Origin of the sequence: Amycolatopsis sp. CA-126428 (assembly GCF_002904335.1) — a bacterium.
In the GTDB taxonomy this organism is placed as follows: domain Bacteria; phylum Actinomycetota; class Actinomycetes; order Mycobacteriales; family Pseudonocardiaceae; genus Amycolatopsis.
This window is the reverse complement of record NZ_PPHF01000181.1, coordinates 61864-85772: the sequence shown is the minus strand read 5'-3', so window position 1 is coordinate 85772 and position 23909 is coordinate 61864. Positions and strand designations below refer to the sequence as shown.

Genomic DNA, 23909 nt, shown 5'->3' with positions numbered 1-23909 from the left:
ATTACCGTCATCGCAAAGTTGATCTCTACCCGTTCGGCGGTATGGCTACGCAGCGGCCAACTCCATCTCTCCCACATCACGGAACCTGACGGAGACGGCCTTCGGATCGAACCCAGCACCGCGCCGGGTCGGGTTGACGGTGACCTCCATGAGGGTGTCGAGGATGAACCGCCGGCTGCTCAGCGGCTGGGCTTCCCAGACCGTGGCAACGTCCTCGACCCCGAGCAGGGACGTGAGGGGTGATTCGACGACGCAGGCCGCCAGCGCGCGGTCGATCTCCGTGAGGCGCGCCTGACCAGCCCGGGTGGCGCTGTGCAGCTGGCTTCGGTCGATCAGGCCGAACGTGCGGTCCTGCGCGAGACCGTCGAGGTTGACCCGAATGCTGTCGGCCTCGACGAGCAGGGCTTCGGTGTCCAGTTCGTCGTCCTGGGGTCCCTGGTAGATGAAGCTCTGCACGAACCTGGGGTCGGTGCCGACGCGGTTGAGCAAGGTGGCCTGGACGTAGGCATCGAGGGCGGCCGCGTTGCGGGACAGGTGCGCCTCCACTTTGCAGATGTACCGCGGTGCGCGGCTGCCGCTGTTGACCTGACATGCCGTCCCGTCGCAGTGGATGCCGCACAGGTACAGCCCGGCCCCTAGCCACTTCGGTGTAGCGCCGACTCCCGGTTCGAGGGTGTTGCGCGCCGGATCGGTCAGGACGCGCAGGACAGCGTCGTGCGTGGTCTTCGCCAGGATTGGCCTACCGGGAAGCGTGCCGACGGCCTCGCCCTTGTAGATCGAGATGCCTGCGTTGCGCGGCCGGAGAAGGATGCTGCGGAGGAGTTCGGCCGACCATGCGGCACCGCTGACCGTCGGCACGTCTCCGTTCTTCAGCTCGGCGGCCAGTGCGCGCAGGCTCCAGAGCTTCCGCGTCTTCTGGTTGAACTGGACGACGCGCTTCGCGCAGTGGCGGATGACCTGTACCTCGGCCGGAATCTGGGTCACCCCGTCCGGCTCGAAACCGAAGGCACGCCGTCCGCCGTGCCACTGGCCTTCCTTGGCTTGCCGCTCCCGCGCCTGCGAAACACGGCGTGACGTCGCCCGGCTGGCCGCGTTCGCGAACGACACCATGTTCCGCGCGAGGGTGATCTCGGCGTCTGTTCCGCCGTCGGTGAATGTCAGCGAGCCCGACAGCGACCGGGCGTTGACCCGCTTTTCCTCGGCGATGTCGATGAAGTCTTCGAGGTCCCGGGGGTCGCGCATGGTCCGGTCCAGGTCCTCGGTCAGCAGGCCGTTCGCGCGTCCGGCGTTGAGGTCGTCCAGTGCCTCCCGGAAGCCCGGGCGGATGACCCGCAGGACGGTGGTGTTATCCGAAAGAGTGATTTTGCGGCGCTTGAATGCCGACGCGTTCCGAGCCTTGCCGTTCTTCCGGTTGACGTCGTTCTCGATGATGACTTTGAAGACGCCCCAGCCAAGACGCTCCGCGAGCTTGCGAAGCTTCTGCTCTCGGCTGTTGAACGTCTTGCCGTTTCCGTGCTCGTCGAGGTCGTCGGCCTTCAGGTCCGACAACCGCAGGTAGATGATGCATTGCGTGGTTGAAATGACTGTCCGGGTCATGCCTCGGACAATCACAAATCCTTTGTGTCATAAACAAGTTTTCGGCAAGACCGCGTTCGCCGTCCACGCCGGTCACCTGCTGGCCGACCGGTTCCCGGACGGTGCGCTCTTCGTCGACCTGCAGGGTCACAGTGCGGGGAAGACCCCGCTGACCGTCGAAGAGACCCTGAACGTCCTCCTGGGACAGCTCGGGGTCACCCCGGCGGGGGACACCCGGGCACAGTGGCGGGCGAAGACCGCGGCGCTGCGCCTTCTGGTCGTCTTCGACAACGCTGTCGACGAGACGCAGGTGGCGCCACTGCTGCCGACCGGGCCCAGCCTGGTGATCGTGACGAGCCGCGCGAGACTGCTGGAGCTGGCCGGTGCGCGGCCACTGTCCCTGACCGTCTTGGCGGAGGCCGAGGCCGAGGCGTTCTTCACCCACTTGGTGGGCGCCGACCGTGCGGGCGCCGAGCCCGAGGCCGTGGCGCAGATCGTCCGGCTGTGCGCCGGCTTGCCGCTCGCGCTCCGGCTGTCCGGGGCACGGCTGGCGCACCGCACGACCTGGCCGGTCGCGCACCTGTCCGCACAGCTGGCCCGGGCGCGCCGCCGGCTGCCGAAGCTGTTCGCCGACCGCGAGGTGGCACTGGCGTTCCGCATGTCGTACGAGCAGCTGTCTCCGGTCGAACAGCAGCTGTTCTCCGCACTGGGCCGGCATCCCGGCGCCGACGCGGACACCGCCGTGCTGGCGGCGATGACCGGCTTACCGGACGGACGTGCCGAGGAAGCCCTGCAGCGGCTGGTCGACGTCCACCTGGCCGAGGAACCGGCGCCCGGCCGGTACCGGCAGCACGACTTGCTGCGGCAGTACGCCCGTGGCATGCCGGACGACCCGGGCCTGACCGAGAAGATGCTCGACCACTACCTGACGGCCATCACGGAGGCAGCGGCCTGCATCGAGGAGAACAGCCCCGGGGCGGGGGCCGCGCGGGCCTGGCTGCTGGCCGAGCGCGCCAACGTCCTGGCGGCGACCCGCTGCGCCGCGGCCGAAGGGCAAGGCGGCTACGCGTGGCAGCTGGCGATCTCCCTCTGGCACGTCCTGGGCCGCGACCTCGCCGGTGACTCGATCGAGCTGCTCGAGCACGGCCTGGCGGCCGCGCGCGAGACGGCCGAGGGCGGTGAGGACCTGCTGTGCACGCTGCTGGCGCTGGCCCACTGGTCCGCCGGCCACACCGCCCGCGCCCACGACCTGCTGACCACGTCGGCGATGCAGCGCGGGAAGACCGAATCACACGCGCACACCCTCGCCTTGCTCGCGTTGATGCACCTGCACCGCGGCGCGCACGCCCCAGCCGCGCAGCACGCGCAGGCGGCCTTCGACGAGCTCGCCGAGCTGGCCGAGTTGTCCCCGCTCGGCATCGACGCCAAGATCATCACGCACTGGACCCGAGGCGTCGTGCAGTGGCTGGAAGGCTCGCCCGAGACGGCGCTGGCCCACCTGCGGTCGGCCTACGCGCTCTGCGGCGACCTGGGTCAGCTCAGCCCCAACGACCACGTGCTCACGGCGTTGGCGCGATGCCTCATCGAGCTGAGCGCCGCCGACGAGGCCCTCGACCACCTCCGCCGGGCCTGCGAGCTTCGCCGGCGGATCGGGGACCGGGACGGGGAAGCGGAAGCATTGACCCTCATCGGAGCAGCGCACCGCGCGATGGGGGACGCCGGCACCGCCCTGAAGTCCCAGCAGACGGCCATGACCCTGCTCGCCGACGGCTCTCGGCTGCGGGTTTACGCTGGCCTGGAGCTCGGCCGCACCCTTGCCGCTCTGGGGGACAGGACCGAAGCGGTCCGGCAGCACGAGCTCGCCCTCGCCACCGCGGTGCGAGGGGGTCACCTCCGCGAACAGGCTCAGGCGCATGACGAACTTGCCCGGACCTACACGGGGAGTAGGCCTGGAGAGGCCCGAAAACACCGGCAAGCCGCCGCGGACCTGGCCGTCCGGCTCGGCCTGACGTGCCCGAAGTCGCTCCCTCATCTTCGTCCTGCCGGCTGGTGAACCCGTTCCAGTCGTGGCTCGGACCGCGCATCTCCTTAATTGTATAACGCCCTATACGGCGGGGTTCTGTGGCCAGCAGTTTGCTCACCGCAGAACGGAAAAAAACTCCCAGACGCCGGTCGGGTCGGCTAAACCGGTTCCGCCTTCCGCGCGTGTGCGGTCATGGCTCCGTTTTCGGGCCGTGACAGCAACAGGGAGTGAACCATGGTGAAGGACGGAACGATGGCGAAGAGCGGCACAAGGAAGGTCGCCGCGGCCGTGGCCGCAGCCGCGTCGGTTGCGGGGATGGTCTTCGCGGCGGCGCCCGCCACCGCGGCCGCTTACCCCACCAGCACCTTCACGATCAAGTACGGCGCAAGCTACTACAGTGGCACGGTCATCTGGCAAAACCGGTCGGTCGCGGTCACCGGAACGTTCAACGCCGTCGGGTGCCGCCGCGTGTACGCGCTGGCGAACTCGGACGTCACTCAACTGGACTACCGAAGCTCCAGCACCCACTGCAACTCGACGGCGGCTGCGCCCTTTGCCCTCACCACGGACGTCGCCGGCGGGGCCAACAACGTGGGACTCTGGATGACCACCGAAAACCCCAACGACATCCTCACGAGCGTCTACTGCTACCGCGGCGATAGCGTCTGCGGATAGGTTTCGGCTGAGGCGTTCCCCAGGCGGCCGACGGGTCGGAGTCGCCCGGGGATCGCCGTCAGTGGATCGCGCCGTGCGGGAGGACCGCGTGTACGCCCCACGTCTCGTTGGCGACCTGGGTGATCCGCAGGTCGACGACCGGCGAGGCGAGCGCCAGGGCGGTCGGCCGGTCGAGGCCGTGCAGCTGCTGCAGCCAGGTCACCATGGCGGCCAGGGCGTCGGCCATGGCGTCGTTGAGGTCGGTGCCGAAGCCGAAGGTGATGCGGCCTTCCGGGGTTTCGGCGTGGATGCCCGGGACCGCCGCGTCCGCTGCCAGGGTGAGGGTCACCGCGGTGGTCATCGGGCACTCGATCGCCGTTCCGCCGACTTCGCCGTGGCCCTGCGCCGCGTGGCCGTCGCCGAGGTGGAGCAGCGCGTCCGGGACGGTCAGCGGCAGGTACAGCGTCGACCCGGGGACGAGGTCCCGGCAGTCGAGGTTGCCGCCGCCGGCCGGGCGTGGCGGGATGGTCGGGTGCGGTCCCGGTTCGGCGGGCGGGACACCGATGACGCCGAGGAAGGGCGTGACGGCGACGGTGTGGCCGAGGTTGCTGGTGGCGGTTTCGGGTCCGATGTCCCACGTCAGCCAGGCGCCGGGGCCGCCGGCGACCCCGAGCCGGCGGTTGAGCGCGTTGTCCTTCGTGCCCGCGGCGGTCCAGCCCCAGTCGCCGGGCGTGATCGACGTGAAGTGCACGCCCAGGACCATGCCGGGTTCGGCGCCGCGCACCGCGATCGGTCCGGTCAGGCAGTGGCCGCGCCGGTCCGGGAACATCGTGGGGCCCTGCACCCGCCGGTCCAGGTAGCCGGCGGCGTCGAGTGAGCCGACCACGATGGAGTCACCGGGGTCGACGGTGAGCACGGGCGGGGTGGCCCGGTCGAAGACGTCCACTGTGGTCTCGCGGGTGGCGGGAAGCCGGTGCTCGGCCACGGGTTTCCTTTCCGACGTCGGGCTCAGCGCAGCGCCGACCCGGCGGTCGGCACCAGCCGGGTCGTGGTTGCCGGGTCGCTCGTCAGTGCCGAAACGGTGGCGGCCAGCGGGGCGCACCGGGGGTCCTGGTGGACGGCGTCCAGGATACGGTCGCGGTCGGCGTCGTCTTCGAAGCGCCTGATCCAGACGACGGTGTCGGCGGGCCCCGTGAACGAGCCCACCACCTGCATCCCGTGTTCTTGGTGCAGCGGGATGACGGTCTCGTCCAGGTAGCGGGCCAGTTCGGCGCCGCGGCCCGGGCGGGCGTGCTCGGTGCGGATCTCGTAGAACATCGGTGGTGCTCCTCAGGTTCGGGGTGCGAGGCGGGCGGCGGCGAGGGCGTAGACGTCCGGCGAGCCTTCCCACGGCGCGGTGCGCACGACGGTCCAGTGCTCGATGAGCCACCGCCCGTCGAGCTTGCGCAGCTTGAGGTCCCAGCGGCCGCGCATCGTGCAGTGGTCGACGACGCCGGGGTCGGCGGGGACGTGGTGGTAGGCGACCATGTGCGCGCGGCAGGTGGCTTCGTCGCCGTCCTGCCGCATGAGGAGGTCGGTCGCGGCGTGGTGGGTGCAGTCGAACCCGGCCAGGGTCGTGCGGGCCAGCTCGACGAGGTCGGCGGCGGTCACGGTGGTCGGCGGCCTGCCGTGGTAGTGGGTCGAGAGGTCCAGCGTCACCTGCTCGGCGAACAGCCGCCGGAAGGCGACCCAGTCCTGGTCGTCCTGGGCGTGGGCAAGGCCGGCGACGACGTCGGCGATGGCCAACCGGTCGGACAGCTCCGGCAGCGCGATCATGCTCGGTCCTCCTCGGAGGTGGGGCGTTCGATCACCGGCAGGATCAGCCGGCTGGGGTGGGCGGGTCCGTGGCGGACGTGGTTGACGGCGACGACCACGGCGTCCGCGTCGTCGGCGGCGATCGTCGCGCCGGTGTTGGTGTTGCGGTCGTAGCGGGGGAAGTTGCTGCTGGAGACTTCGAGCCGGATGCGGTGGCCGGGCCGGAAGACGTTCGCGGTGACGCCCAGGTCGAGGGTGAGTTCGGCGTCCGTGCCCGGCGCCAGGAGGGCGGGTTCGGTGAGCGACTCGCGGTAGCGGACGCGCTGGATGCCTTCGCAGAGCAGGATGGCCCGGCCGTCGGGGTGGACGTCGACGAGCTTGCCGGTGAAGTCGGTGTCCTGTGTGGACGAACGGATGTGCAGCACCAGGGTGAGGTGGCCGGTGACCTCGACGGGCCGCTGGAGAACCGGGGTGGTGAAGCACAGGACGTCCGCGCGCGTTTCGATCGCGGCCTGGTCGGCTGGCCCGGGGTAGGTGCCCGGCGCGGCGGCGAGCACGGTGCCGCCCAGGCTGGGCACGGGGTCGTGCGGGTCGTAGTGGAAGGTGTCGGTCGCGTCCTCGGCCGGGGTGTCGCGGGTCAGGACGCCGTCGCCGCCAGCGGTGCCGGCCCGGCCACCGCCGTCGAGGAAGAAGGCGGTGTACCGGGTGTCCGGGAGCGGCCAGTCCGGCTCGTCGCGCCACTCGTCGGCCCCCATCACGAAGAGCCGGACCCGGTGGGTGTCGTCGGGGAGGCCGGGCCGGCCGCGGACCCAGCGGTCGAAGAACCGCAGGTGCTCCTCGGTGATGCCGGCGGTCTTGATGCTGCCGGCGAGCCCGAACGACCGGTCGGGGTAGGTGCCGAGGTCGGTCCCGTCGGGGTGGGACCAGGGGCCGATGATCAGCCGCTGGCCGTCGCGGGCGGCGGCGTTGCCTCCGCGGTGGCGCAGCGTCGTGTACGACCGCACGGTTTCGCCGATGAACACGTCGTACCACCCGCCGATGTGGAGGGCCGGCACGGTGATCCGCTCGACGTGGTCGATGGCGGCGATCTCCCGCCAGAACGCGTCGCGTTCCGGGTGGTCGAGCACTTGGCCGAGCCAGGGCAGGGAGCGGGTCACCGCGGCGCGGCCGGCGATCGGCAGCGGTTCGTGCAGTGATGGCGGTTCGGCCAGGCCGGCCAGCAGCGCGCCGGCGTCGGCGGGGTCGCCACGTCCGTCGTCGAGTCCGCGTCGCAGGTTGCGCAGGGCGGAGAGGGTGCCCCAGGTGAGGACGGCGTCCTGGGACAACGCGCCGCCGGGGGAGCGCCACGGTGCCGCGTACGGGTCGGCCGAGGTCATCACCGGCGCGATCGCCCGTAGCGCCGGGACGTCGTGCACCGCGGCCTGCCACTGGCTGAACCCCAGGTAGGACCCGCCCCACATGCCGACCGCGCCGTCGCACCACGGCTGCGCGGCCAGCCAGCCGAGGGTGTCGACGGTGTCCGGGCCTTCGTGGGTGTGCGGCACGAACGTGCCGGGGGAGCGGGAGGTGCCCCGGACGTCCTGCGCCACCACGGCGTAACCGGCTTCGACGAGGGCGAACACGTCGGGGAGCTTCGGATTGCCGTACAGCCCGGCGTTGTCCTTGCCGTAGGGCGTGCGGACCAGCAACGCCGGGAACGGGCCGGGTCCGTCCGGGAGCCACACGTTGGTGGCGAGCGCGACGCCGTCCCGCATCGGCACCGGCACGTCCACTTCCACCGTGAAGCTCACGCGGTCACCGGATTCCCGGCCGGGGTGATCATCCAGTGGCTGAACGCGGCGTAGTGCCGCGCGAACCCCTGCGGTGTGGCGGCGTGCTCCACCGCCGCCGACAGCTCCGCGACCCGGGCGTACCGCGGGATCCGGTCCGCTTCGTAGGCGGCCAGCGCCTCGATCACGTCGCCGGTGGGGGAAAGCAGGCGGCCGAGCAGCGCGGCGTCCTCGATGCCCAGCGTCGCGCCCGCCGTGACGTGCGGCGACATCGCGTGGGCCGCGTCCCCGACCAGCACGACGCGCCCGGACGCCCAGTGCGGCAACGGTGGCACGAGCATGATCCGGTTGTGCAGGATCCGGTCCTCGGGCGTGGCGCGGATGAGCTCGGCGAGGACGCCGCCGTGCTCGCTCTCGTCGAGGTGCGTGGCCCGGGCGAGGGCCTGCTCCTTGAGGGTGCCGGCCGGTTCCGGCGCGTCGAACTGGTTCACCAGCCAGTACACGCCGCCGTCGTGGGTGCGCAGGTACCCGCCGCGGCAGCGGTGGCCGCCCAGGATCAGCCGGTTCTCGGTCAGCGCGAGGCCCGGATCCGGGAGCACCGCGCGCCAGGCGTGGTGCCCGGGGTGTTCCTGCGCCGGCGTCCCCGGCACCAGCTGGGCCCGGACCGCCGAGTACGCGCCGTCCGCCCCGACGAGGACGTCGGCGGCCTCCTCGCTGCCGTCGGTCAACCGGACCGTGACGTGGTCCGCGTGCTCGTCGTACGCGGCGAGCCCGGTGGCGAGGCGGATGTTGTCCCGGCCGACGGCGTCGGCGAGCAGATCGGTGAGCTTCGCCCGGTGCACCAGCAGGAACCGGTGATCCTCGACCCCGAATTCCGGGGTCTCCAGCAGCCGCCCGGCCGGGTCGTGGAAGTACATCTCGCTGGGCTTGCCGATCGCGCGCACCTGCTCGCCGACCCCGAGGGCGTCGAACACGGCCAGCGCGTTGGCCCACAACCCCAGTCCCGCCCCGGCCGCGCGGATCTCCGGCGCGCGCTCGTGGACCACCACGTCGATTCCGCTGCGGCGCAACGCGATTCCGGTCGTCAGCCCCACCACCCCGCCACCGATCACCACAGCTCGCATCACGGTCCTCCTTCGTCGTTCGCCACCGACGCTAAGGACGGCACCCGGTTAACTCCAGTGCAACCTGGGTACGGACTGATTCCACCTGTGATAATCGGCGGGGTGGACTACGACCTGAACCTCATCGAGGCGCTGGATGCCCTGCTCACCGAGAGCAGCGTGACGAAGGCGGCGGCGCGCCTGCACACCTCGGCGCCGGCGATGAGCCGCACCCTCGCCCGGCTGCGGCGCACGTTCGACGATCCGCTGTTCGTGCGGGCCGGCCGCGATCTCGTGCCGACTCCCCGGGCGCTGGAGCTGCGCAGTGAGGTGCACGCGGTCGCGACGCGGGCCCGCGCGCTGTTCACCCCCTCGGCCGCGGCCGACCCGCGGGCCGCGGTGCGCATGTTCGACCTGCAGGTCACCGACGTGCTGTCCACGACGTTCATCCCGGCCCTCATCGACGACCTGCGGAGCCAGGCGCCGGGGATCTCGCTGCGGCTGCGGCCGGAAAACCTCGAGGACACCCCGGCGCTGCGCGAAGGGCTCGTGGACCTGGAGATCGGGACGCTTCGCCCGGGTGACCCCGAGATCCATGCGGAAACCCTCGTCACCGAAACGCTGGTCGGCGCGATCCGGCCGGAGCACCCGCTGGCGAAGGCGAAGACCGTCACCCCCGAGAAGTTCGCCGCGGCCGACCACATCGTCGTCTCGCGCCGGGGCCGGGCCCACGGCCCGATCGACGAGCGGCTGGCCGAGCTGGGCCTGAGCCGCCGGGTGATCGCCGTGCTGCCGAGCTTCGCCGGTGCGCTGCACCTGGCCCGGGGCACCGACGTCGTCTGCGTCACGCCCGCCCGGCTGGGCCGTTCGATGCTGGAGACGCTGGGGCTGCGGACGTTCCCGATTCCCGTGGTGCTGCCGGAGGTGGTACTCGGCATGGCCTGGCACCCCCGCAACCACCACGACCGGACGCACGCGCTGCTGCGGGAGCGCACCCGCCGGATCATGGCCCGCGCCGCGGGCCTGCCGTGATCTTTTCGATGAACGACGAAGCAGCGGTACCGATGAATGGTACCGCCATTTCAGCGAGCCGATTTTTCGGAAATCGGACATAGAAAGATCTTGACGAATTTCCGTGAGCCGTTTGAATTGCGTCCGAACGGCCGTCGAAGCAGTGCCGCGTAAATGCATACACTGCGCTCGAAGTGTTCAGATGCTTCGTCGAACTGGAGGATGCCATGCAAACTGTGGATTCCACGGCCGTGCTGGAAGGCTGGCTGTCGGGTTCGGAATCGGTACACGGCCTGGCGAACCCGGCCGGCCCGCTCTACGTCGGCGGGAACGCCGCCGAGGCCGCGCTGGTCGACCCGACCGACATGCTGTACGCGTTCTGTTCCAGCCCGACCGGCTCCCACGGCAGCTGGTGCTGCTGACGAGATCGATTATCGGTACGCGCCCGCCATTCCCCTCGCGGGAGTGCGCGGGCGCACTCGGATCGGATCAGGCGGAGGCCGGCATGCTCGATGCACTGGACAACGAAACCCTCCCGTTCGGCGCCCCGGTGGAACGGCTCACCCGGCCGTGGCGGACCACCCTGGCGGGCGAGCTCGACGCGATTCCCGGCCTGGCCCCGGACGAGCGTGCCTTGATCCTGGCCGCCGGGAGCGACGCGTTGGTCCAGTCCTTGCACGCGAAGCTGTCCCGCGTGTTCCTCATCGAGCTGCACGCGCGGCGGCTGGTCGCCGGCGCGGCCGGAGACGGCGAAATCTGGGCGGACTACGTCGAAGAAGCGACGCGCGAGGACTACCTGACGAGCATCGAAGGGCGCTACCCGGTCCTGCCGCGGCGAGTCGAGCGGGTGGCGCAGGCGTCCGTGACCGCCGTCGCCGGCTTCGCCGCCCGGCTGGCCGCCGACCGCCCGGCCTTCGACGAGCCGCTGCGCGGACCGCTGAAGGCGGTCGCGTTCGGGCGGGGTGACACGCACCGGGGCGGCCGGACCGTCAGCCGGGTCGACGTCGGGGCCGGAACCATCATGTACAAGCCGCGGAACTCGGCGATCGACGTGGCGCTCGCGGCGCTGATCGAGGACGTCTACGCACAGTTCCCCGGCGCGCCGGGGCCCGCCGAGCGGATCCGGGTGCCGCGGGTGCTGCTGCGCGCCGGCTACGGGTGGGCCGACCACGTCGAGCCGCGCTACTGCGCCGACGAGCGGGAGCTGGGCGTCTTCTACCGCAACATCGGGCACTGGCTGGCCGTCCTGCGGCTGTGCGGCGGCACCGACATGCACGCGGAGAACATGATCGCGGCGGGTCCGGTGCCGGTCGTCGTGGACGCCGAGACGTTGTTCGACGCCCCCGCGGAGTTCCCGGCCAGCGGGCAGGGCGACGCCGTGGACGTCGCGACCGCGTCGATCCGCCGGACGGTCCTGCGCACCGGCCTGCTCCCGGTGCGCGGCACGGGATACGCGCTGGGCGGGGTGGACATCTCCGGGATCGGCGCGCTGCCCGGGCAGCAGCCCCGCATCCCGGCGCCGGTGATCGCCGACGCGGGCACGGCCGCCGCGCGCCTGCGGGTCGACCTCGTCGACGTGCCGGCCGCGGGCAACCACCCCAGCCCGAAGCCGGTGCTGCACGCCCACTGGGACAGCGTGCTCGAGGGGTTCCGGGAAATGACCGCGCACCTGCACCGCCTCGACACGTCTCCCGCCGGCGACGTGCACCACCTGCTCCGGCACTTCGACGGCGCCGAAGCCCGCCGGATCCTGCGCCCGACGCAGGCCTACGTCGACATCGGCCGGATGCTGTGGCACCCGGCGTCCCTGCACGACGAAGCGGCCGCGATCGAACGCGGGCGGGACATCCTGCTCCGCAACGCGCAGGTCCTGCACGGCGCGCCCCAGGACCGGCCGACCATCGACGCGGAGATCGCCGACCTGCTGGCCGGGGACGTCCCGTTGTTCGGCTTCACCGTCGGCGACGCGGCGATCGCGGCGTCGGTGGCCGACTGGCGCGGGGCGGACCTGCCGCTCGAGGAGTCGATCATCCAGGACGCCCTCGTCGGCGCCTACCTCAACGAACGCACCCTGCCCTCGCGCCGCCAGTACCCGGCGCACGAGCCGCACGGCCGGAACCGGGACCGCCGGCGGCGGGCGCTGGCCGCGCGGCTGGTCCGGCAGCTGTGCGAGGGCGGGGTGCGCGGCGCGGACGGCACGGTCACCTGGATCAGCCCGGTCTTCACCCCGGCGGGCTGGTCGATCCGCGTCCTGCCCGCCGACCTGTACACCGGCCAGGGCGGGGTGGTGCTCACGCTGGCCGGATACCTGGCCGAGGTGCGCGCCGGCCGCGCCGACGAGGTCGCCGGGGTGCAGGAGTGCTTCGACGGGGCGCTGCGGGTGCTGATGAGCGTCGAGGAGCTGACCGAGACACCGTCGGCCGGGGCGTTCAGCGGTGCGGCGTCGCAGGTGTGGACGTGGCTCGCGCTGCATCGCGTGCTGGGCTGGGACTGGCTGCCGGAGCGGGCGGCCGAGCGGGCCGGGCTGTTCACCGACGGCCGCATGATCGCCGAGGACCGCGAGGTGGACCTGCTCAACGGCGTCGCGGGAGCGGCGGTGCCGCTGCTCGGCCTCGCCGCAACCGGCCGCCCGGAGTGGCTCCCGGTGGCCGCGGCGGTCGGCAACCGCCTGGTGGAACTGGCCGTGCACGAGGACTACGGGGCACGCTGGCCCACCCGGCTCAACCCCGAGGGCATCGGCGGCTTCGCCCACGGCGCAACCGGCATCGGCTGGACCCTGATGCGCCTCGCGCTCAGCGACGCCGGCACGCCGGCGGAGCGGGCCGGCTGGCGGGAGTTGGCGGAGCGGGCGTTCGCTTACCAGGAATGGCTGTACCGCCCGGAGGAGGGCAACTGGTTCGACGCCCGCATCGGCAGCGAAGAGGACTTCTTCACCAGCTGGTGCCACGGAAGCGCCGGCATCGGACTGGCGGCGCTCGACCTGCACCGCCGCACCGGCGAGGAGCGGTGGCTGGAGATGGCGGGACGCGCCGCCCGCGCGAGCGCCGCCGAAGGCTTCGGCTGGAGCCACACGCTGTGCCACGGAGACATGGGCATGTGGGAGATGCTCGACGCGATCCGCCAGGCCGAGCCGTCCTGGGACGGCCCGGACCGCAACGAGATCGACGCGGAGCTCCTGACCGGCCTGGAGCAGCGCGGGCCGGTCGGTGGCCTGGCCCGCGAAGCGTTTTCACCGAGCCTGATGTCCGGGTTGGCCGGGGTGGTGCACGGGCTGCTCCGCATGCATCCCGAGCAGCGCCTGCCGTCCCCGCTCCTGCTGGACTGAAGACTGGCTCTGGCCTGAGGGGAGCCGGAAGAGGCTCGCGGTGACGGAATGCCCCGGTGTGGGGCACCATTCGCGTGCTGCCATCGGTCGACGGCCGGCACTTTTTCCAGCAGGGCGCGATCATGGCACCCGGCGACCTGGCCGTCGGCCGCATTCATTGCGAGTGGTGGCAACCGACCCGAACGGCAGAGAGGAGAACGACATCACGGTCCGGATCGACGCCACGGGCACCGGCGCCTGCCTTTGACTCCGGTGCTCCGGAGCCGTGAACGGCCCACAGTTTTTCGCCGCCGGTTCTTGACATTCACTTACGTTGGCCGGTCGGCGGTGTCTCCCGAGGTGTGGAGTCCCTAACGTCTGCCTGTGCCGCCGTCCCGTTTTCCCTTGTACCACAAGGAAAGGACGAGGACATGGACATGTCACTGGTTCGACGCCTGCTGGCGGAGCTCGCCGGCACAGGCATCCTGTGCCGGTTCGGCATCGGCGCCGCCGTGTCCGTTGCGGCGGCCCGGGCCGGCGGGCCCGGTCTGCTGATCGTCGCGCTGGCGCACGGGCTCGCACTGGCCATCGCGATCTACGCCTTCGGTTCGGTGTCGGGTGGGCACTTCAACCCCACGGTCACCGTCGCGCTGGCCGCGCGTGGCCGGTTCTCCTGGCGGGAAGTCCCCGCCTACGTGGTCGCGCAGCTCGCCGGCGGCGTGCTCGGTGCCGCGCTGGTCTATGCCACCTACGGCGACACCGCCACCGCCGCCGGGCTGGGCGCCACCACCTTCGGCACCGGCGTCGGCTACGTCCAGGCGCTGGTGGCCGAGGCGATCGGCGCCTTCATCCTGGTCACCGCGGTGTTCACGCTGGCTGTCGCGCCGAACGCGCCCAAGGGCGTGGCCGGGATCGGCATCGGGCTCGCGCTGGCCACCCAGATCATGGTGTTCGGTCCGCTCACCGGTGCCTCGGTGAACCTGGCCCGCACCTTCGGCCCGGACGCGGTGCTGGCCCTCGCCGGCGAGGATGCCGCGTGGGCGCAGCTTTTCGCCTACCTCGCCGGCCCGCTCGCCGGCGGTCTGGCCGCCGCGTTCCTGTGCGACTACCTCGTCACCCGCCGGCCGGCGGTCGGGGCCGGGGTGTGACGTGAGCGGCGAAGACCCGTGCCGCGCCTGTGCTCTGCGAACCGCCGCCGCGCTCGGCTGGACTCTCGAAGACGCTCCGCCCACCGTGGTGCCGCGGCACCGTTGCCCGTTGAATCGGCACGATCCGGCCCGAGCCGAACGGGACGGACCGGTCGCGGACGGCTTGCTTCGCCGGTCCTTTTAGGACGCACGACGGGTCAGTCCCAGGTCACGGGCAGTCGGTCGATGCCGTAGATCGGGTGGGCGTGCCGGAACGGCAATTCGCCGGTGGGGACGGCGGGCCGCAGCCGGGGCAGGCGCCGCAGCAGCGTTGTCAGCGCGATGTGAAGTTCGAGGCGGGCGAGGTGGTGGCCGAGGCAGAGGTGTTCGCCGTGCCCGAAGGCGAGGTGGTGGTTGGGACCGCGGGCGAGGTCCACCTCGTCGGGATCGGCGAACTCGCCGGGGTCGCGGTTGGCGATGTCGGCGGCGGCGATGACGCCCTCGCCGGCGCGGATGGTGACGTCGCCGAGCCGGACGTCGGCGGTCGCGACGCGGCGGCGGCCGAAGTGGGTGATCGTCAGCAGCCGCAGCAGTTCGTCGACCGCGGCCGACGGCGGGCCCTCCGCGGTGCGGAACGCCTCGGCGTGCTCGGGGTTGTCGAGCAGGAAGGCGGTGGACAGGGCGATCTGGTTGGCGGTGGTTTCGTGGCCGGCGATCAAGAGCAGGATGGCCGTGGCCACCGCGTCCGCCCGCGAGAGCGCACCGGTGGCGACCTGCTCCGCGTTGAGGCGCCCGAGCAGATCGTCGCCGCTTCGCCGGTGCAGCAGGGTGCCGAGGTAGCGGGCGAGTTCCGCGGTGGCGGCGCGATTGGCGTCGCCGCCGGCGGAGTCGTCCAGCATCGCGCGGGCGCGATCTTCGAAGAAGGCGTGGTCTTCGTAGGGCACGCCGAGCAGTTCGCTGATGACGATGGACGGCAGCGGCAGCGCGTACCGGGCGACCAGATCGGCCGGTTGCGGCCCGGCGGTCAGCTCGTCCAGCAGTTCGGTGGCGGTGCGTTGGATGGCCGGCCGCAGCGCCTCGACGCGGCGCACGGTGAACTCGCTGATGAGCATCCGGCGCAGGCGGGTGTGCTCGGGGGCGTCCATGGAGATGAAGGAGCCACGTCCGCTGCGCCGGCCGCGGCCGGCCGGGCCGCGCGCGGGGTAGCCGGGCCGGGTGGGATCGACGCTGAACCGGCGGTCGGCGAGCACCGCCCGGACGTCGGCGTACCGGGTGAGCAGCCACGGCGTGCTGCCGTCCCAGATCCGGACCCGGCTGATCGGGGCGTCGCGCTGCAGTTCGCCGAGCCGGGACGGTGGCGAGTACGGGCAGGCGCGGGGCGGCGGGAAGGCATCGACGTCGGTCATGCTTCGTCCTTCGTGGCGGGGTGGTCGGAGAGCCGCGCCAGCAGGGGTGCGGCCAGGCGGAGCAGGCCGCGCTCGGTCTCGGTGAACGTCTCGAGCGCGGCCGCCAGCCATGCATCGCGTTCGCGCATGTCGGCTTCCAGCGCGGCCGTGCCGTGCGCGGCGAGGTGCAGGAGGACGCTGCGTCCGTCGAGCTCGTTGGGCGACCGGCTGATCAGCCCGTCGGCCTCGAGTTCGGTGAACACCTTGGTCAGCGCTTGCGGCCGCTGCGCGTCGGCCGCGGCGATCTCGCCCGGACTGCTGGCGCCGTGCTGGGACAAGTAACCCAGCACGCCGACCTTGGCGGGACTCAACGCCCCCGCCGAGCGGCTGCCGCGCAACCGCCGCGCGAGCCGCAGAACGCTCCGGCGCACCGCCTTGACCGTCTCGTCGTCCACAAACCAGTACTATATTGAGTATCAATTTCTGAGGCAAGCAGCCTCTGAGCAGGTAGATAGTAATTAGTTGTGAACGAACGGGCAGAGTTTGAGTGGTGCCGCTCTTGTCAAGATCCGGTCAAGCCGTCGAGGAACACCCGCACCAGGCGCTCTGCCGGTTCCGACGGCTCCCGCGTGACCAGTTCCGACGCCAGTGCCGCCTCGTGCATCTCGAACAGCAGGGCCAGGTCCGCGGGTTCGATGTCCGCGCGCACGGTGCCTTCGCGCTGGGCCTGCTCCAGAGCCGGGCGCAGCAGCGAAACCAGGGCGTGGGCGTGGTGGCGGCGGCTGCGCTCCGGCAGTTCGCGGAACAGCCGGACGAGCGGGCGGCGCCGAGCCTGCATGGCCAGCACCGATCCCAGCAGTTCGCGGAACGGCTCCCGGCCGCGGACCCGGTTCTTGAGCGCGGCGAGGTGATGCGCGGCGACGGCCAGGGCGAGCGCCGTGCGGTCGGGGAAGTGGCGGTAGACGGTCGCGCGGCCGAGGCCGGTGCGGCGGGCCACCGCGTCCAGTGCGACGTCGGCGTCTTCGCTGAACGCTTCGTCGGCCGCGCGCAGGATCGCCTCGCGGTTGCGCCGGGCGTCGACGCGCCGGGGTACGGCCGCGGACGGTCGCGCTGCGCGCATGAGGCCCGACCCTACTCGTGAGTAGTGAGACGGGCAATCTGTTCCATCTCTCGCTTCGGGTTCCTACAGTCACCGAAAGTCACGATCACGGCCGGAGGAACCCGCTCATGCGCACCCTGAACCGCCGTACCGTCCTGCAGGGCGCCATCGCCTTCGGTGGTGTCGCCGCGCTCGGAGCGGGCCGCGTTCCGGTCAGCCGGGAAGAGCACCGGGTCGTCGTCATCGGGTCCGGGTTCGGCGGCGGGGTCACCGCGCTGCGGCTCGCCCAGGCCGGGGTGCCGGTGCTGGTGCTCGAACGGGGCCGGCGGTGGCCGACCGGGCCGGACGCCGAGACGTTCCCGCGCCCGACGTCGGCGCCCGACAAGCGGATCTTCTGGCTGGGCTCGGCGCAGGCGTTGCCGGGCCTGCCGTCGCTGCCGCCGTTCGAGCGCTACACCGGCCTGCTCGAGCAGGTCACCGGCCGGGGGATGAGCATGATGTGCGCGGCCGGTGTCGGCGGCGGCTCGCTGGTCTACCAGGGCATGACGCTGCAGCCGACGGCCGAGCTGTTCCACGCCTGCTTTCCCGAGCAGCTCGACTACGCCCGGCTGGACGCCGAGTACTACCCGCGCGTCGCCGCGATGCTCGGCATCGCCACCGCGCCGGACGCCCTCGTCGTGAGCGCGCCGTACAAGGCGTCCCGGATCTTCGCCCGCAACGCACGCAACGCCGGCTACCCCGCCGAGAAGATCCCGATGCCGATCGATTGGGACTACGCCCTGCGCGAGCTCGACGGCGAGATGAAACCGTCCTACACCAACGGCGACTGCGCGCTCGGGGTGAACAACGGCGGCAAGCACTCGGTCGACGTCACCTACCTCGCCGCCGCCGAGGCCACCGGCCGCTGCACCGTCGCCGTCCTGCACAACGTCACCGACGTCGCGCTGGCGCCCGACGGCCGGTGGGAAATCCGCGTGGACCGCATCGACACCGCCGGGAACGTGCTGGAGAAGAAGGTCTTGACGGCGAAGGCGCTCGTCATGGCCGCCGGGACGGCGAACACGACGCGGCTGCTGATGCGGGCGGGCGCGAAGGGCGACATCCCCGACCTGCCCGACGGGCTCGGCGCCGGCTGGGGCAGCAACGGCGACCGCATCTACACCTGGACGAACCTCGCCGACGACTTCGGCGCCCCGCAGGGCGGCCCGGTCGTCTACGGCAGCAAGGAGTGGGCCGACCCCGCGACGGCCAACACCGTCATCCAGGCGTCGCTGCCGCCGCTGCCGGACCTGCGGACCACGATGCTCGTCGGGTACGGCGTCAGCGAAGGCCGCGGCCGGTTCGTCTACGACGCGGCGAAGGACGACGCCGTGCTGCACTGGCCCTCCGGTGCCGACGCGAAGCTGAGCGCCCGCATCCACGAACGGATCACCCGCATCGCCGGCCCGCTCGGCGTGCTGCTCGACACCACCGCCATCGCGCCGAGCACCTGGCACCCGCTCGGCGGCGCCGCCATGGGCTCGGTCTGCGACCTGGACGGCCGCGTGCTCGGCCACCGCGGCCTCTACGTGCTCGACGGCGCCCTGATGCCGGGCACGACCGCGGCCTGCAACCCGTCCATGACCATCGCCGCGCTCGCCGAGCGCGCGCTGGACCACCTGATCGCCCGAGACGTCGACCGCGTCTTCTGATCCCGAGCGGACTCAACGAGGAGTTCCCGTGCGCCGAAGTCCGTTCCGGACGGTCCTGCTGGCCGTCGTCGTCACCCTGCTCTCCGCGGTGTCCGCGAGCGCCGCGACCGCCGATCCGCCGCGAGGCCCGGACGGTGACGCCTTCTACACGCCGCCGAGCCCGCTGCCGGCGGGCGCCGGCGGCGACGTCGTCTGGTGGCGGCCGTTGCCGGACTCCGGCAGTGCCAAGGGGTACCTCGTGCTGTACCGGTCGAGGTCCGCGACGGACACGCCGATCGCGGTGTCGGGCCGGGTCCTGGTGCCGACGGCGCCGTGGACCGGCCCGGACCCGCGCCCGATCGTCTCGGTCGCCAGCGGCACCCGCGGCATCGGCGACCGCTGCGCGCCGTCGAAGTTCCAGCCGGACTACGAGAAGCCGCTGTTCGTCGACGCCATGCTGAGCCGCGGCTGGGCCGTCGCGATCACCGACTACGAGGGCCTCGGCACGCCGGGCCGGCACACCTACGTCGTCGGACGCTCGGAGGGCCACACGGTGATCGACGCCGTCCGCGCGGCCACCCGGCTCCCCGCCACCGGCCTGGCCGAAGGCGGGCTGGTCGCGTTCTCCGGGTACTCCCAAGGCGGCGGGGGCGCGGCCTGGGCGGGCGAACTGGCCCCGTCTTACGCGCCGGAGCTGCCCGTCGCCGGCATCACGGCCGGCGGCACGCCCGCGGACCTGAACGTGGTGGCCGAGAACCTCGACGGCGGCATCGGGTTCGGCTTCCTGCTGCTCTCGGCGCTCGGCCTGGACGCGGCCTACCCCGAGCTGGACCTGCCCGCCTACCTCAACGACCGCGGCCGCACGCTGTACGCGACGCAGCAGGACGTGTGCGTCGACGCGGTGTCCGGCTACGCCTTCGGCCACATCGCCGACTACACGACGTCGAACCCGCTCACCACGGCGAAGTGGCAGAAGCGGCTGGCCGAGAACGAACTGGGCGCCCGGCCGCCGCAGGCGCCGATCTTCCTCTTCCACGGCAGCCTCGACGAAATCATCCCGTTGTCGCAGGCGCAGACCCTGCGGCGGGAGTACTGCGCGGCCGGGGTCGACGTCACGTGGGGCACCTACGTCGGCGAGCACGTGACGACGCTGGCGTTCTCCGCGGGCGATGTCGTGCACTACCTGGCCGACCGGTTCGCGGGCAAGCCGGTGCGCTCCGACTGCTGAGCGTGGTTGACTTCCGTGCGTGAGGATCCCGGGTGCGCTGCTCACCGTCCTGCTCGCCGTCGCCGGCGTCGTCGTTCCGGTGGCCCGGGACGAGGCGGACCCGCCGCCCTGGACCGGGCCGCTCAGCACCCGCGGCCGGTACATCGTCGACGCGCACGGCGACCGCTTCAAGCTGAAGGCGGCCAACTGGCACGGCGCGAGCGGCACGTGGACCGGCTCCGGCGACGTCAACGACCCGGCGAACCACCACGCCGGCGAGATCGCCTACCAGACCCCGCTCGGGCTGGACCGCGCGTCCATCGACACCGTCATCGACGGGCTCGCGCGGCTCGGCCTCAACAGCGTCCGGCTGCAGTTCTCCAACGCGATGCTCCACGACACCCGGCCCGTCCCGGACCTGGCCGCCAACCCGGACCTGCACGGCTTCACGCCGCTGCAGGTCTACGACCGCGTCGTCGAACGGCTGACCGCGCGCGGGTTCGCCGTCGTCCTCAACAACCACACCACCACCTCGCGCTGGTGCTGCGGGCTCGACGGCAACGAGCGCTGGAACACCGCGCAGACCGAGCAGCAGTGGCAGGACGACTGGCTGTTCATGGCGCGCCGCTACGCCGCGAACAAGCGCGTCGTCGGCGCCGACCTGTACAACGAGGTGCGCCGCAACACCTTCGACGACCCCAACTGGGGCTGGGGCAACGGCACCGACTGGCAGCGCGCGAGCCAGCAGGTCGCCGACCGCATCCTCACCGAAGCGAACCGCGACCTGCTGATCTTCGTCGAGGGCATCAACTGGACCGGGCTGCCGATCGACGGCTTTCCACACGGCCGGCCGACGCTGGAACCCGCCCGGACGCTGTCGCACACGCTCGTGGACTCGGGCAAGCTCGTCTATTCGGCGCACTTCTACGGCTACACCGGGCCCAACCACTCCGGCGCGACCGGCGTCGGCGAAACGCACGACCCGCGCTACCGCGACCTCGCCCCCCAGGACCTGCGGGACGTGCTGTACCGGCAGGCGTTCTTCGTCTCGGCCGACACCGGCAAGCACTACACCGCGCCGTTGTGGATCAGCGAATTCGGCGAAGGCCGCAACACGACCGACCCGGCGTCGCGCGCGTTTTTCGAAAACTTCGTGAACTACCTCGCCGAGACCGACACGGACTTCGCCTACTGGCCCGCGGTCGGCTTCCAGGCCAACGGCTCCGGCGACGGCTGGGCCCTGCTCGAGTACGACCCGGCGGGCCGCCGCATCGACGTCCTCGACGGCACGGACTGGCGCGGCCCGGCCTGGCAGCGACTGATCTCGGCGCCGTCCCGGACCGGGCCGATCCCGGCCTCGGAACACTGGTCGATGCTGAACCTCGACTACGGCGACTTCCCGGAGTCGCGCCAGGTCCGTGCGCTGCCGGACTGGAATTCCGGCGCCCGCAAGGGTGTCTGCCCGGACGGCCAGCGCCTCGCCGGCCTGGCCCACACCGGCAACCGCGGCCTGTGCACCGGGACGCTCGCCGCCCCGGGCGGTTACGTGGTCGTGCGCGACGAGACCTACGTCGACACCGACTGGGCGTCCGGCTACACCAAGACCCAGTGCCCGCCCGGCCACGCGGTCGTCGGGTACAGCGTCCAGGGCGCGGCCTTCTCGGCGGTGTTGTGCGGCCGGTCGGCGACACCGCTGGGCCGCACGGGCCGCACGGTGTGGTTCGACCGCGGCGACAACCGGCCCTCCGGCGACCCCGGCGGCGACTTCGCGACCGGCAACTACAAGGGCCAGTGCGCGCCGGGGGAGTACGTCGCCGGCGTCGCCCACACCGGCCGGATCGGTTCGAGCCGGACGCCGGACGCGCTGCTCTGCCGGTCCTAGCCCGGGAATCTCCGCTTGGTGGTGCTGCCGAGCCTGGCGAGCACCGGAGCCAGTCTTCCGGTCACCGGGAAGATCGCGGCGGCGGCCACGATGACCACCAACGCCGGTTCGGCGCCGCGAAGGTCGAGCAGGTGCGGCAGGGAGTCCGAAGACGTCAGGGACTCGATGATCTGCAGGTCGATCCGGGAGGCCAGCAACGGAGCCAGCACCAGGGTCAGCAGCGCCGCCTCGACCGCCACGAGGACGGGGATGGCCGCCCTGGGCGAGGCCCAGGACCACTGCCGGGCCGTCACGTCCACGATCATCGTCCACAGCCAGCACACGGCGACCAGTACTCCGCACCACGCCATGCTCCACGAGAACGGCACGTCCACCGGGAACAGGCCGAGGCTGGACCCGGTGAAAGTCAGGTGCACACCGCCGATCACCCCGGCGGCGAACACCACGCTCACCAGGCTGTTGCCGCTCGGGCGCCCGTCCCGGGCCCGGCCGGCCACCGTCGCGGCCAGCGCCGCACCGACGATCGCGGTCAGTGGCCACAAGGCCCGCAACGACGACGAAACGCCGACGTCGAAGAACGTCTCGCGACGCAAGACGTACAGGACGCTCGGCCACGCGAGTCCGGTGAGGGCACCGAGCAGGAACACGTCGAACAGGCCGCTCGTCCACAGCGGCCGCGACTCGGCCAGGGCCCGCTGCCGGTGGGCGGGGCTGGGGTGGAAACCGAACAGCACCCGGACGCGGTGGCGCACGGTGTCATCGCGCGACAGGAGCCGGTCCAGGCCGGACGTGCCCGCCGCCCACCGCGCCGCGGTCGCGTCGGCGAGGTACTCGCGTCCGTGCAGGACACCGTTGCGGGCCACCAAAGCGAGGACCGAGAACGGGATGAGCTGCACCGCGGTCAGCCCCCAGTGGGTGATCGTGGCGAACTGCTCGTCGGCGAAAAACAGGAAGGCGAACGGGATCAGGGTGACCGCGACGAACGCTCGCCAGGTCGCCACGGCGAGCGCGGTGATACCGAGATCGTTGTTGCGGACGTGCGCGAGCTCGTGCAGCAGGACGCCGCGGAACGTCTCGGGGTCGTCCTTGGCCAGTGGCACCAGTCCGCCGTTGAGGACCACGTACTTGCGCCAGGGATAGCCGAAAGCCGCTCCGCCCACCCGGGAATCACCGGCGGCGCACCGGAACCGGACGTCATGGCCGACCCCGGCGGCCCGGACGACTTCGCCGAACAGGTCTCCGCCGTCGGGGAACGCCTCGGGCCGCAACTCGGTGAGCCCACGCCGGAAGATCCTCAGCGCCGGCTCCACCACCAGCTGCAGCCCGATCAAGGCCGCGAGCAGCAGGAGCGCGAACCACTGCGGCGCGAGCGGGAACGGGTTCTCCCGCGTGACGCACTCCGGATGTTCGGCCATCAAGGTCGCCAGCCGTTGCGGGACGAACGGCAACCGGAAAGCCGCGAAATAGCGGGTCTGGCACGCATCGCTCATTTCGTCCAGTGGAACCAGCTGGGCGTCGCGGTAGGACTGGAACAGGCGCATCGTGAGCACCGCGACGCAGAGGACCAGCACCAGCGACCTCGAGGTCAACGTCGTCGGCACCCGGAACAACGTCCGCCGCCCGGTCGATTCCGGGTCGATCGTGGCCGCGTCAGTCATCGCCGGAAGCCGGCAGGACGAGTTTCGCGACGATCGTGTCCGCCAGCTTGCCCGCCCGCGCCGGTGGCACGTTGAACTCGCGGGCTTGCCGGTACGCGTGCTCCCGTATTCGCCCGAGCTGCTCCTCGGTCCACGGGATGCCCCGCGGTTCCTCGGGGTCGACGACCACCACCGCGCTGTCCGGCTCGTCGGTGGGCGGTGCGAGCCGCCGGAATCCCCGCTTGATCCAGGCGCGGATCGTGGACGCACCCTCTTCCTCCACGCCCTTCCTGAACTCGGCCGCGACGAACACCAGCACGGATTGCACCGTGCTCAGGACCGCGAACGTGGCCACCGATGTCCACGCCTCGATGCCCATGGCCAGCGGATCCCGGCCGCGCCCCTTCCGGCGGCGGAAATACGCGCGGCACCGCTCCGGGAACAGCCCCAGTTCATCGGGTGCGACCTCGGCCACCACCTCGCGCGCCAGATCGACGACCACACGCCGGTCCGCACCTGGCTTGCCCATGACGCAACCGCCCTCCGCCGGTACACGACAATGCCGTTATAGCGGAGTGGCGCCCATTCGTCACACCACGCCAATGCGCGTGAATCGGCTCGTGAACCGAAAGGGAATCACCGGAAACGCGCCGCGGCGGGAATTCGATC

Annotated in this window: 20 protein-coding genes; 9 read left to right on the top strand and 11 right to left on the bottom strand. The window is 71.8% G+C overall.

The window, feature by feature from the left end:
* Positions 1-45 precede the first annotated feature (45 nt).
* Positions 46-1596 (bottom strand): recombinase family protein, encoded by a 1551-nt coding sequence (locus C2L58_RS46570; protein WP_103344028.1) that lies wholly within the window; start codon positions 1594-1596, stop codon positions 46-48.
* Between the two features lie 22 nt (positions 1597-1618).
* Between C2L58_RS46570 and C2L58_RS46565 the strand changes: the two genes are divergently transcribed.
* Positions 1619-3628 (top strand): tetratricopeptide repeat protein, encoded by a 2010-nt coding sequence (locus C2L58_RS46565; protein ID WP_103344027.1) that lies wholly within the window; start codon positions 1619-1621, stop codon positions 3626-3628.
* A 204-nt stretch (positions 3629-3832) separates the two neighbouring features.
* The gene (locus tag C2L58_RS46560; protein ID WP_103344026.1) at positions 3833-4273 is read left to right on the top strand and encodes a hypothetical protein; all 441 of its coding nucleotides are present in this window, start codon (positions 3833-3835) and stop codon (positions 4271-4273) included.
* A gap of 58 nt (positions 4274-4331) precedes the next feature.
* On the opposite strand, the gene C2L58_RS46555 is transcribed toward C2L58_RS46560, so the two are convergent.
* Genes C2L58_RS46555 through C2L58_RS46535 form a run of 5 tightly spaced genes read right to left on the bottom strand, consistent with a single transcriptional unit; the run spans position 4332 to position 8939 of the window.
* Positions 4332-5237 carry an acetamidase/formamidase family protein gene (locus C2L58_RS46555; RefSeq protein ID WP_103344025.1) on the bottom strand — a complete coding sequence of 302 codons (906 nt, stop codon included), beginning with the start codon at positions 5235-5237 and terminating at the stop codon, positions 4332-4334.
* A 23-nt stretch (positions 5238-5260) separates the two neighbouring features.
* A complete protein-coding gene (locus tag C2L58_RS46550) occupies positions 5261-5569 on the bottom strand; it encodes an NIPSNAP family protein (protein ID WP_103344024.1) in 309 nt (102 codons plus the stop codon).
* Between the two features lie 12 nt (positions 5570-5581).
* Positions 5582-6067: a nuclear transport factor 2 family protein gene (locus tag C2L58_RS46545; protein ID WP_103344023.1), complete on the bottom strand. Its 486-nt coding sequence runs from the start codon at positions 6065-6067 to the stop codon at positions 5582-5584.
* Positions 6064-7836: a CocE/NonD family hydrolase gene (locus C2L58_RS46540; protein ID WP_103344022.1), complete on the bottom strand. Its 1773-nt coding sequence runs from the start codon at positions 7834-7836 to the stop codon at positions 6064-6066. The genes C2L58_RS46545 and C2L58_RS46540 overlap by 4 nt, the downstream gene beginning before the upstream one ends.
* Positions 7833-8939, bottom strand: coding sequence for an FAD-dependent monooxygenase (locus C2L58_RS46535; RefSeq protein WP_103344021.1), 1107 nt, complete (start codon positions 8937-8939; stop codon positions 7833-7835). The genes C2L58_RS46540 and C2L58_RS46535 overlap by 4 nt, the downstream gene beginning before the upstream one ends.
* Positions 8940-9041: 102 nt before the next feature.
* Between C2L58_RS46535 and C2L58_RS46530 the strand changes: the two genes are divergently transcribed.
* The 4 genes from C2L58_RS46530 to C2L58_RS46515 all read left to right on the top strand — a co-directional run bounded on the left by C2L58_RS46530 (position 9042) and on the right by C2L58_RS46515 (position 14381).
* On the top strand, positions 9042-9950 hold the full coding sequence (locus C2L58_RS46530) for a LysR family transcriptional regulator (RefSeq protein WP_103344020.1): 909 nt from the start codon (positions 9042-9044) through the stop codon (positions 9948-9950).
* A 206-nt stretch (positions 9951-10156) separates the two neighbouring features.
* The gene (locus tag C2L58_RS46525; RefSeq protein WP_230468333.1) at positions 10157-10351 is read left to right on the top strand and encodes a DUF6229 family protein; all 195 of its coding nucleotides are present in this window, start codon (positions 10157-10159) and stop codon (positions 10349-10351) included.
* Between the two features lie 83 nt (positions 10352-10434).
* The gene (locus C2L58_RS46520) at positions 10435-13254 is read left to right on the top strand and encodes a type 2 lanthipeptide synthetase LanM family protein (protein ID WP_103344019.1); all 2820 of its coding nucleotides are present in this window, start codon (positions 10435-10437) and stop codon (positions 13252-13254) included.
* Between the two features lie 410 nt (positions 13255-13664).
* Entirely contained in the window at positions 13665-14381 is a 717-nt protein-coding gene (locus C2L58_RS46515) for an MIP/aquaporin family protein (RefSeq protein WP_103344018.1), read from the top strand.
* 197 nt (positions 14382-14578) lie between these two features.
* Here C2L58_RS46515 and C2L58_RS46510 read toward each other — a convergent pair whose 3' ends face one another.
* The 3 genes from C2L58_RS46510 to C2L58_RS46500 all read right to left on the bottom strand — a co-directional run bounded on the left by C2L58_RS46510 (position 14579) and on the right by C2L58_RS46500 (position 16865).
* The gene (locus tag C2L58_RS46510; RefSeq protein WP_103344017.1) at positions 14579-15766 is read right to left on the bottom strand and encodes a cytochrome P450; all 1188 of its coding nucleotides are present in this window, start codon (positions 15764-15766) and stop codon (positions 14579-14581) included.
* A complete protein-coding gene (locus tag C2L58_RS46505; protein ID WP_103344016.1) occupies positions 15763-16200 on the bottom strand; it encodes a MarR family winged helix-turn-helix transcriptional regulator in 438 nt (145 codons plus the stop codon). The genes C2L58_RS46510 and C2L58_RS46505 overlap by 4 nt, the downstream gene beginning before the upstream one ends.
* 107 nt (positions 16201-16307) lie before the next feature.
* Entirely contained in the window at positions 16308-16865 is a 558-nt protein-coding gene (locus tag C2L58_RS46500; RefSeq protein WP_103344015.1) for a TetR/AcrR family transcriptional regulator, read from the bottom strand.
* A 107-nt stretch (positions 16866-16972) separates the two neighbouring features.
* Here C2L58_RS46500 and C2L58_RS46495 point away from each other — a divergent pair, with 107 nt between their 5' ends.
* Genes C2L58_RS46495 through C2L58_RS46485 form a run of 3 tightly spaced genes read left to right on the top strand, consistent with a single transcriptional unit; the run spans position 16973 to position 21603 of the window.
* Positions 16973-18535 (top strand): GMC oxidoreductase, encoded by a 1563-nt coding sequence (locus C2L58_RS46495; protein ID WP_103344014.1) that lies wholly within the window; start codon positions 16973-16975, stop codon positions 18533-18535.
* Between the two features lie 28 nt (positions 18536-18563).
* Positions 18564-19742 carry a lipase family protein gene (locus C2L58_RS46490; protein ID WP_199191758.1) on the top strand — a complete coding sequence of 393 codons (1179 nt, stop codon included), beginning with the start codon at positions 18564-18566 and terminating at the stop codon, positions 19740-19742.
* 19 nt (positions 19743-19761) lie between these two features.
* Positions 19762-21603, top strand: coding sequence for a glycoside hydrolase family 5 protein (locus C2L58_RS46485; RefSeq protein WP_103344013.1), 1842 nt, complete (start codon positions 19762-19764; stop codon positions 21601-21603).
* On the opposite strand, the gene C2L58_RS46480 is transcribed toward C2L58_RS46485, so the two are convergent.
* The gene (locus tag C2L58_RS46480) at positions 21600-23261 is read right to left on the bottom strand and encodes a M48 family metalloprotease (RefSeq protein ID WP_103344012.1); all 1662 of its coding nucleotides are present in this window, start codon (positions 23259-23261) and stop codon (positions 21600-21602) included. The genes C2L58_RS46485 and C2L58_RS46480 overlap by 4 nt on opposite strands.
* Positions 23254-23769 (bottom strand): hypothetical protein, encoded by a 516-nt coding sequence (locus C2L58_RS46475; RefSeq protein ID WP_103344011.1) that lies wholly within the window; start codon positions 23767-23769, stop codon positions 23254-23256. The genes C2L58_RS46480 and C2L58_RS46475 overlap by 8 nt, the downstream gene beginning before the upstream one ends.
* Positions 23770-23909 lie beyond the last annotated feature (140 nt).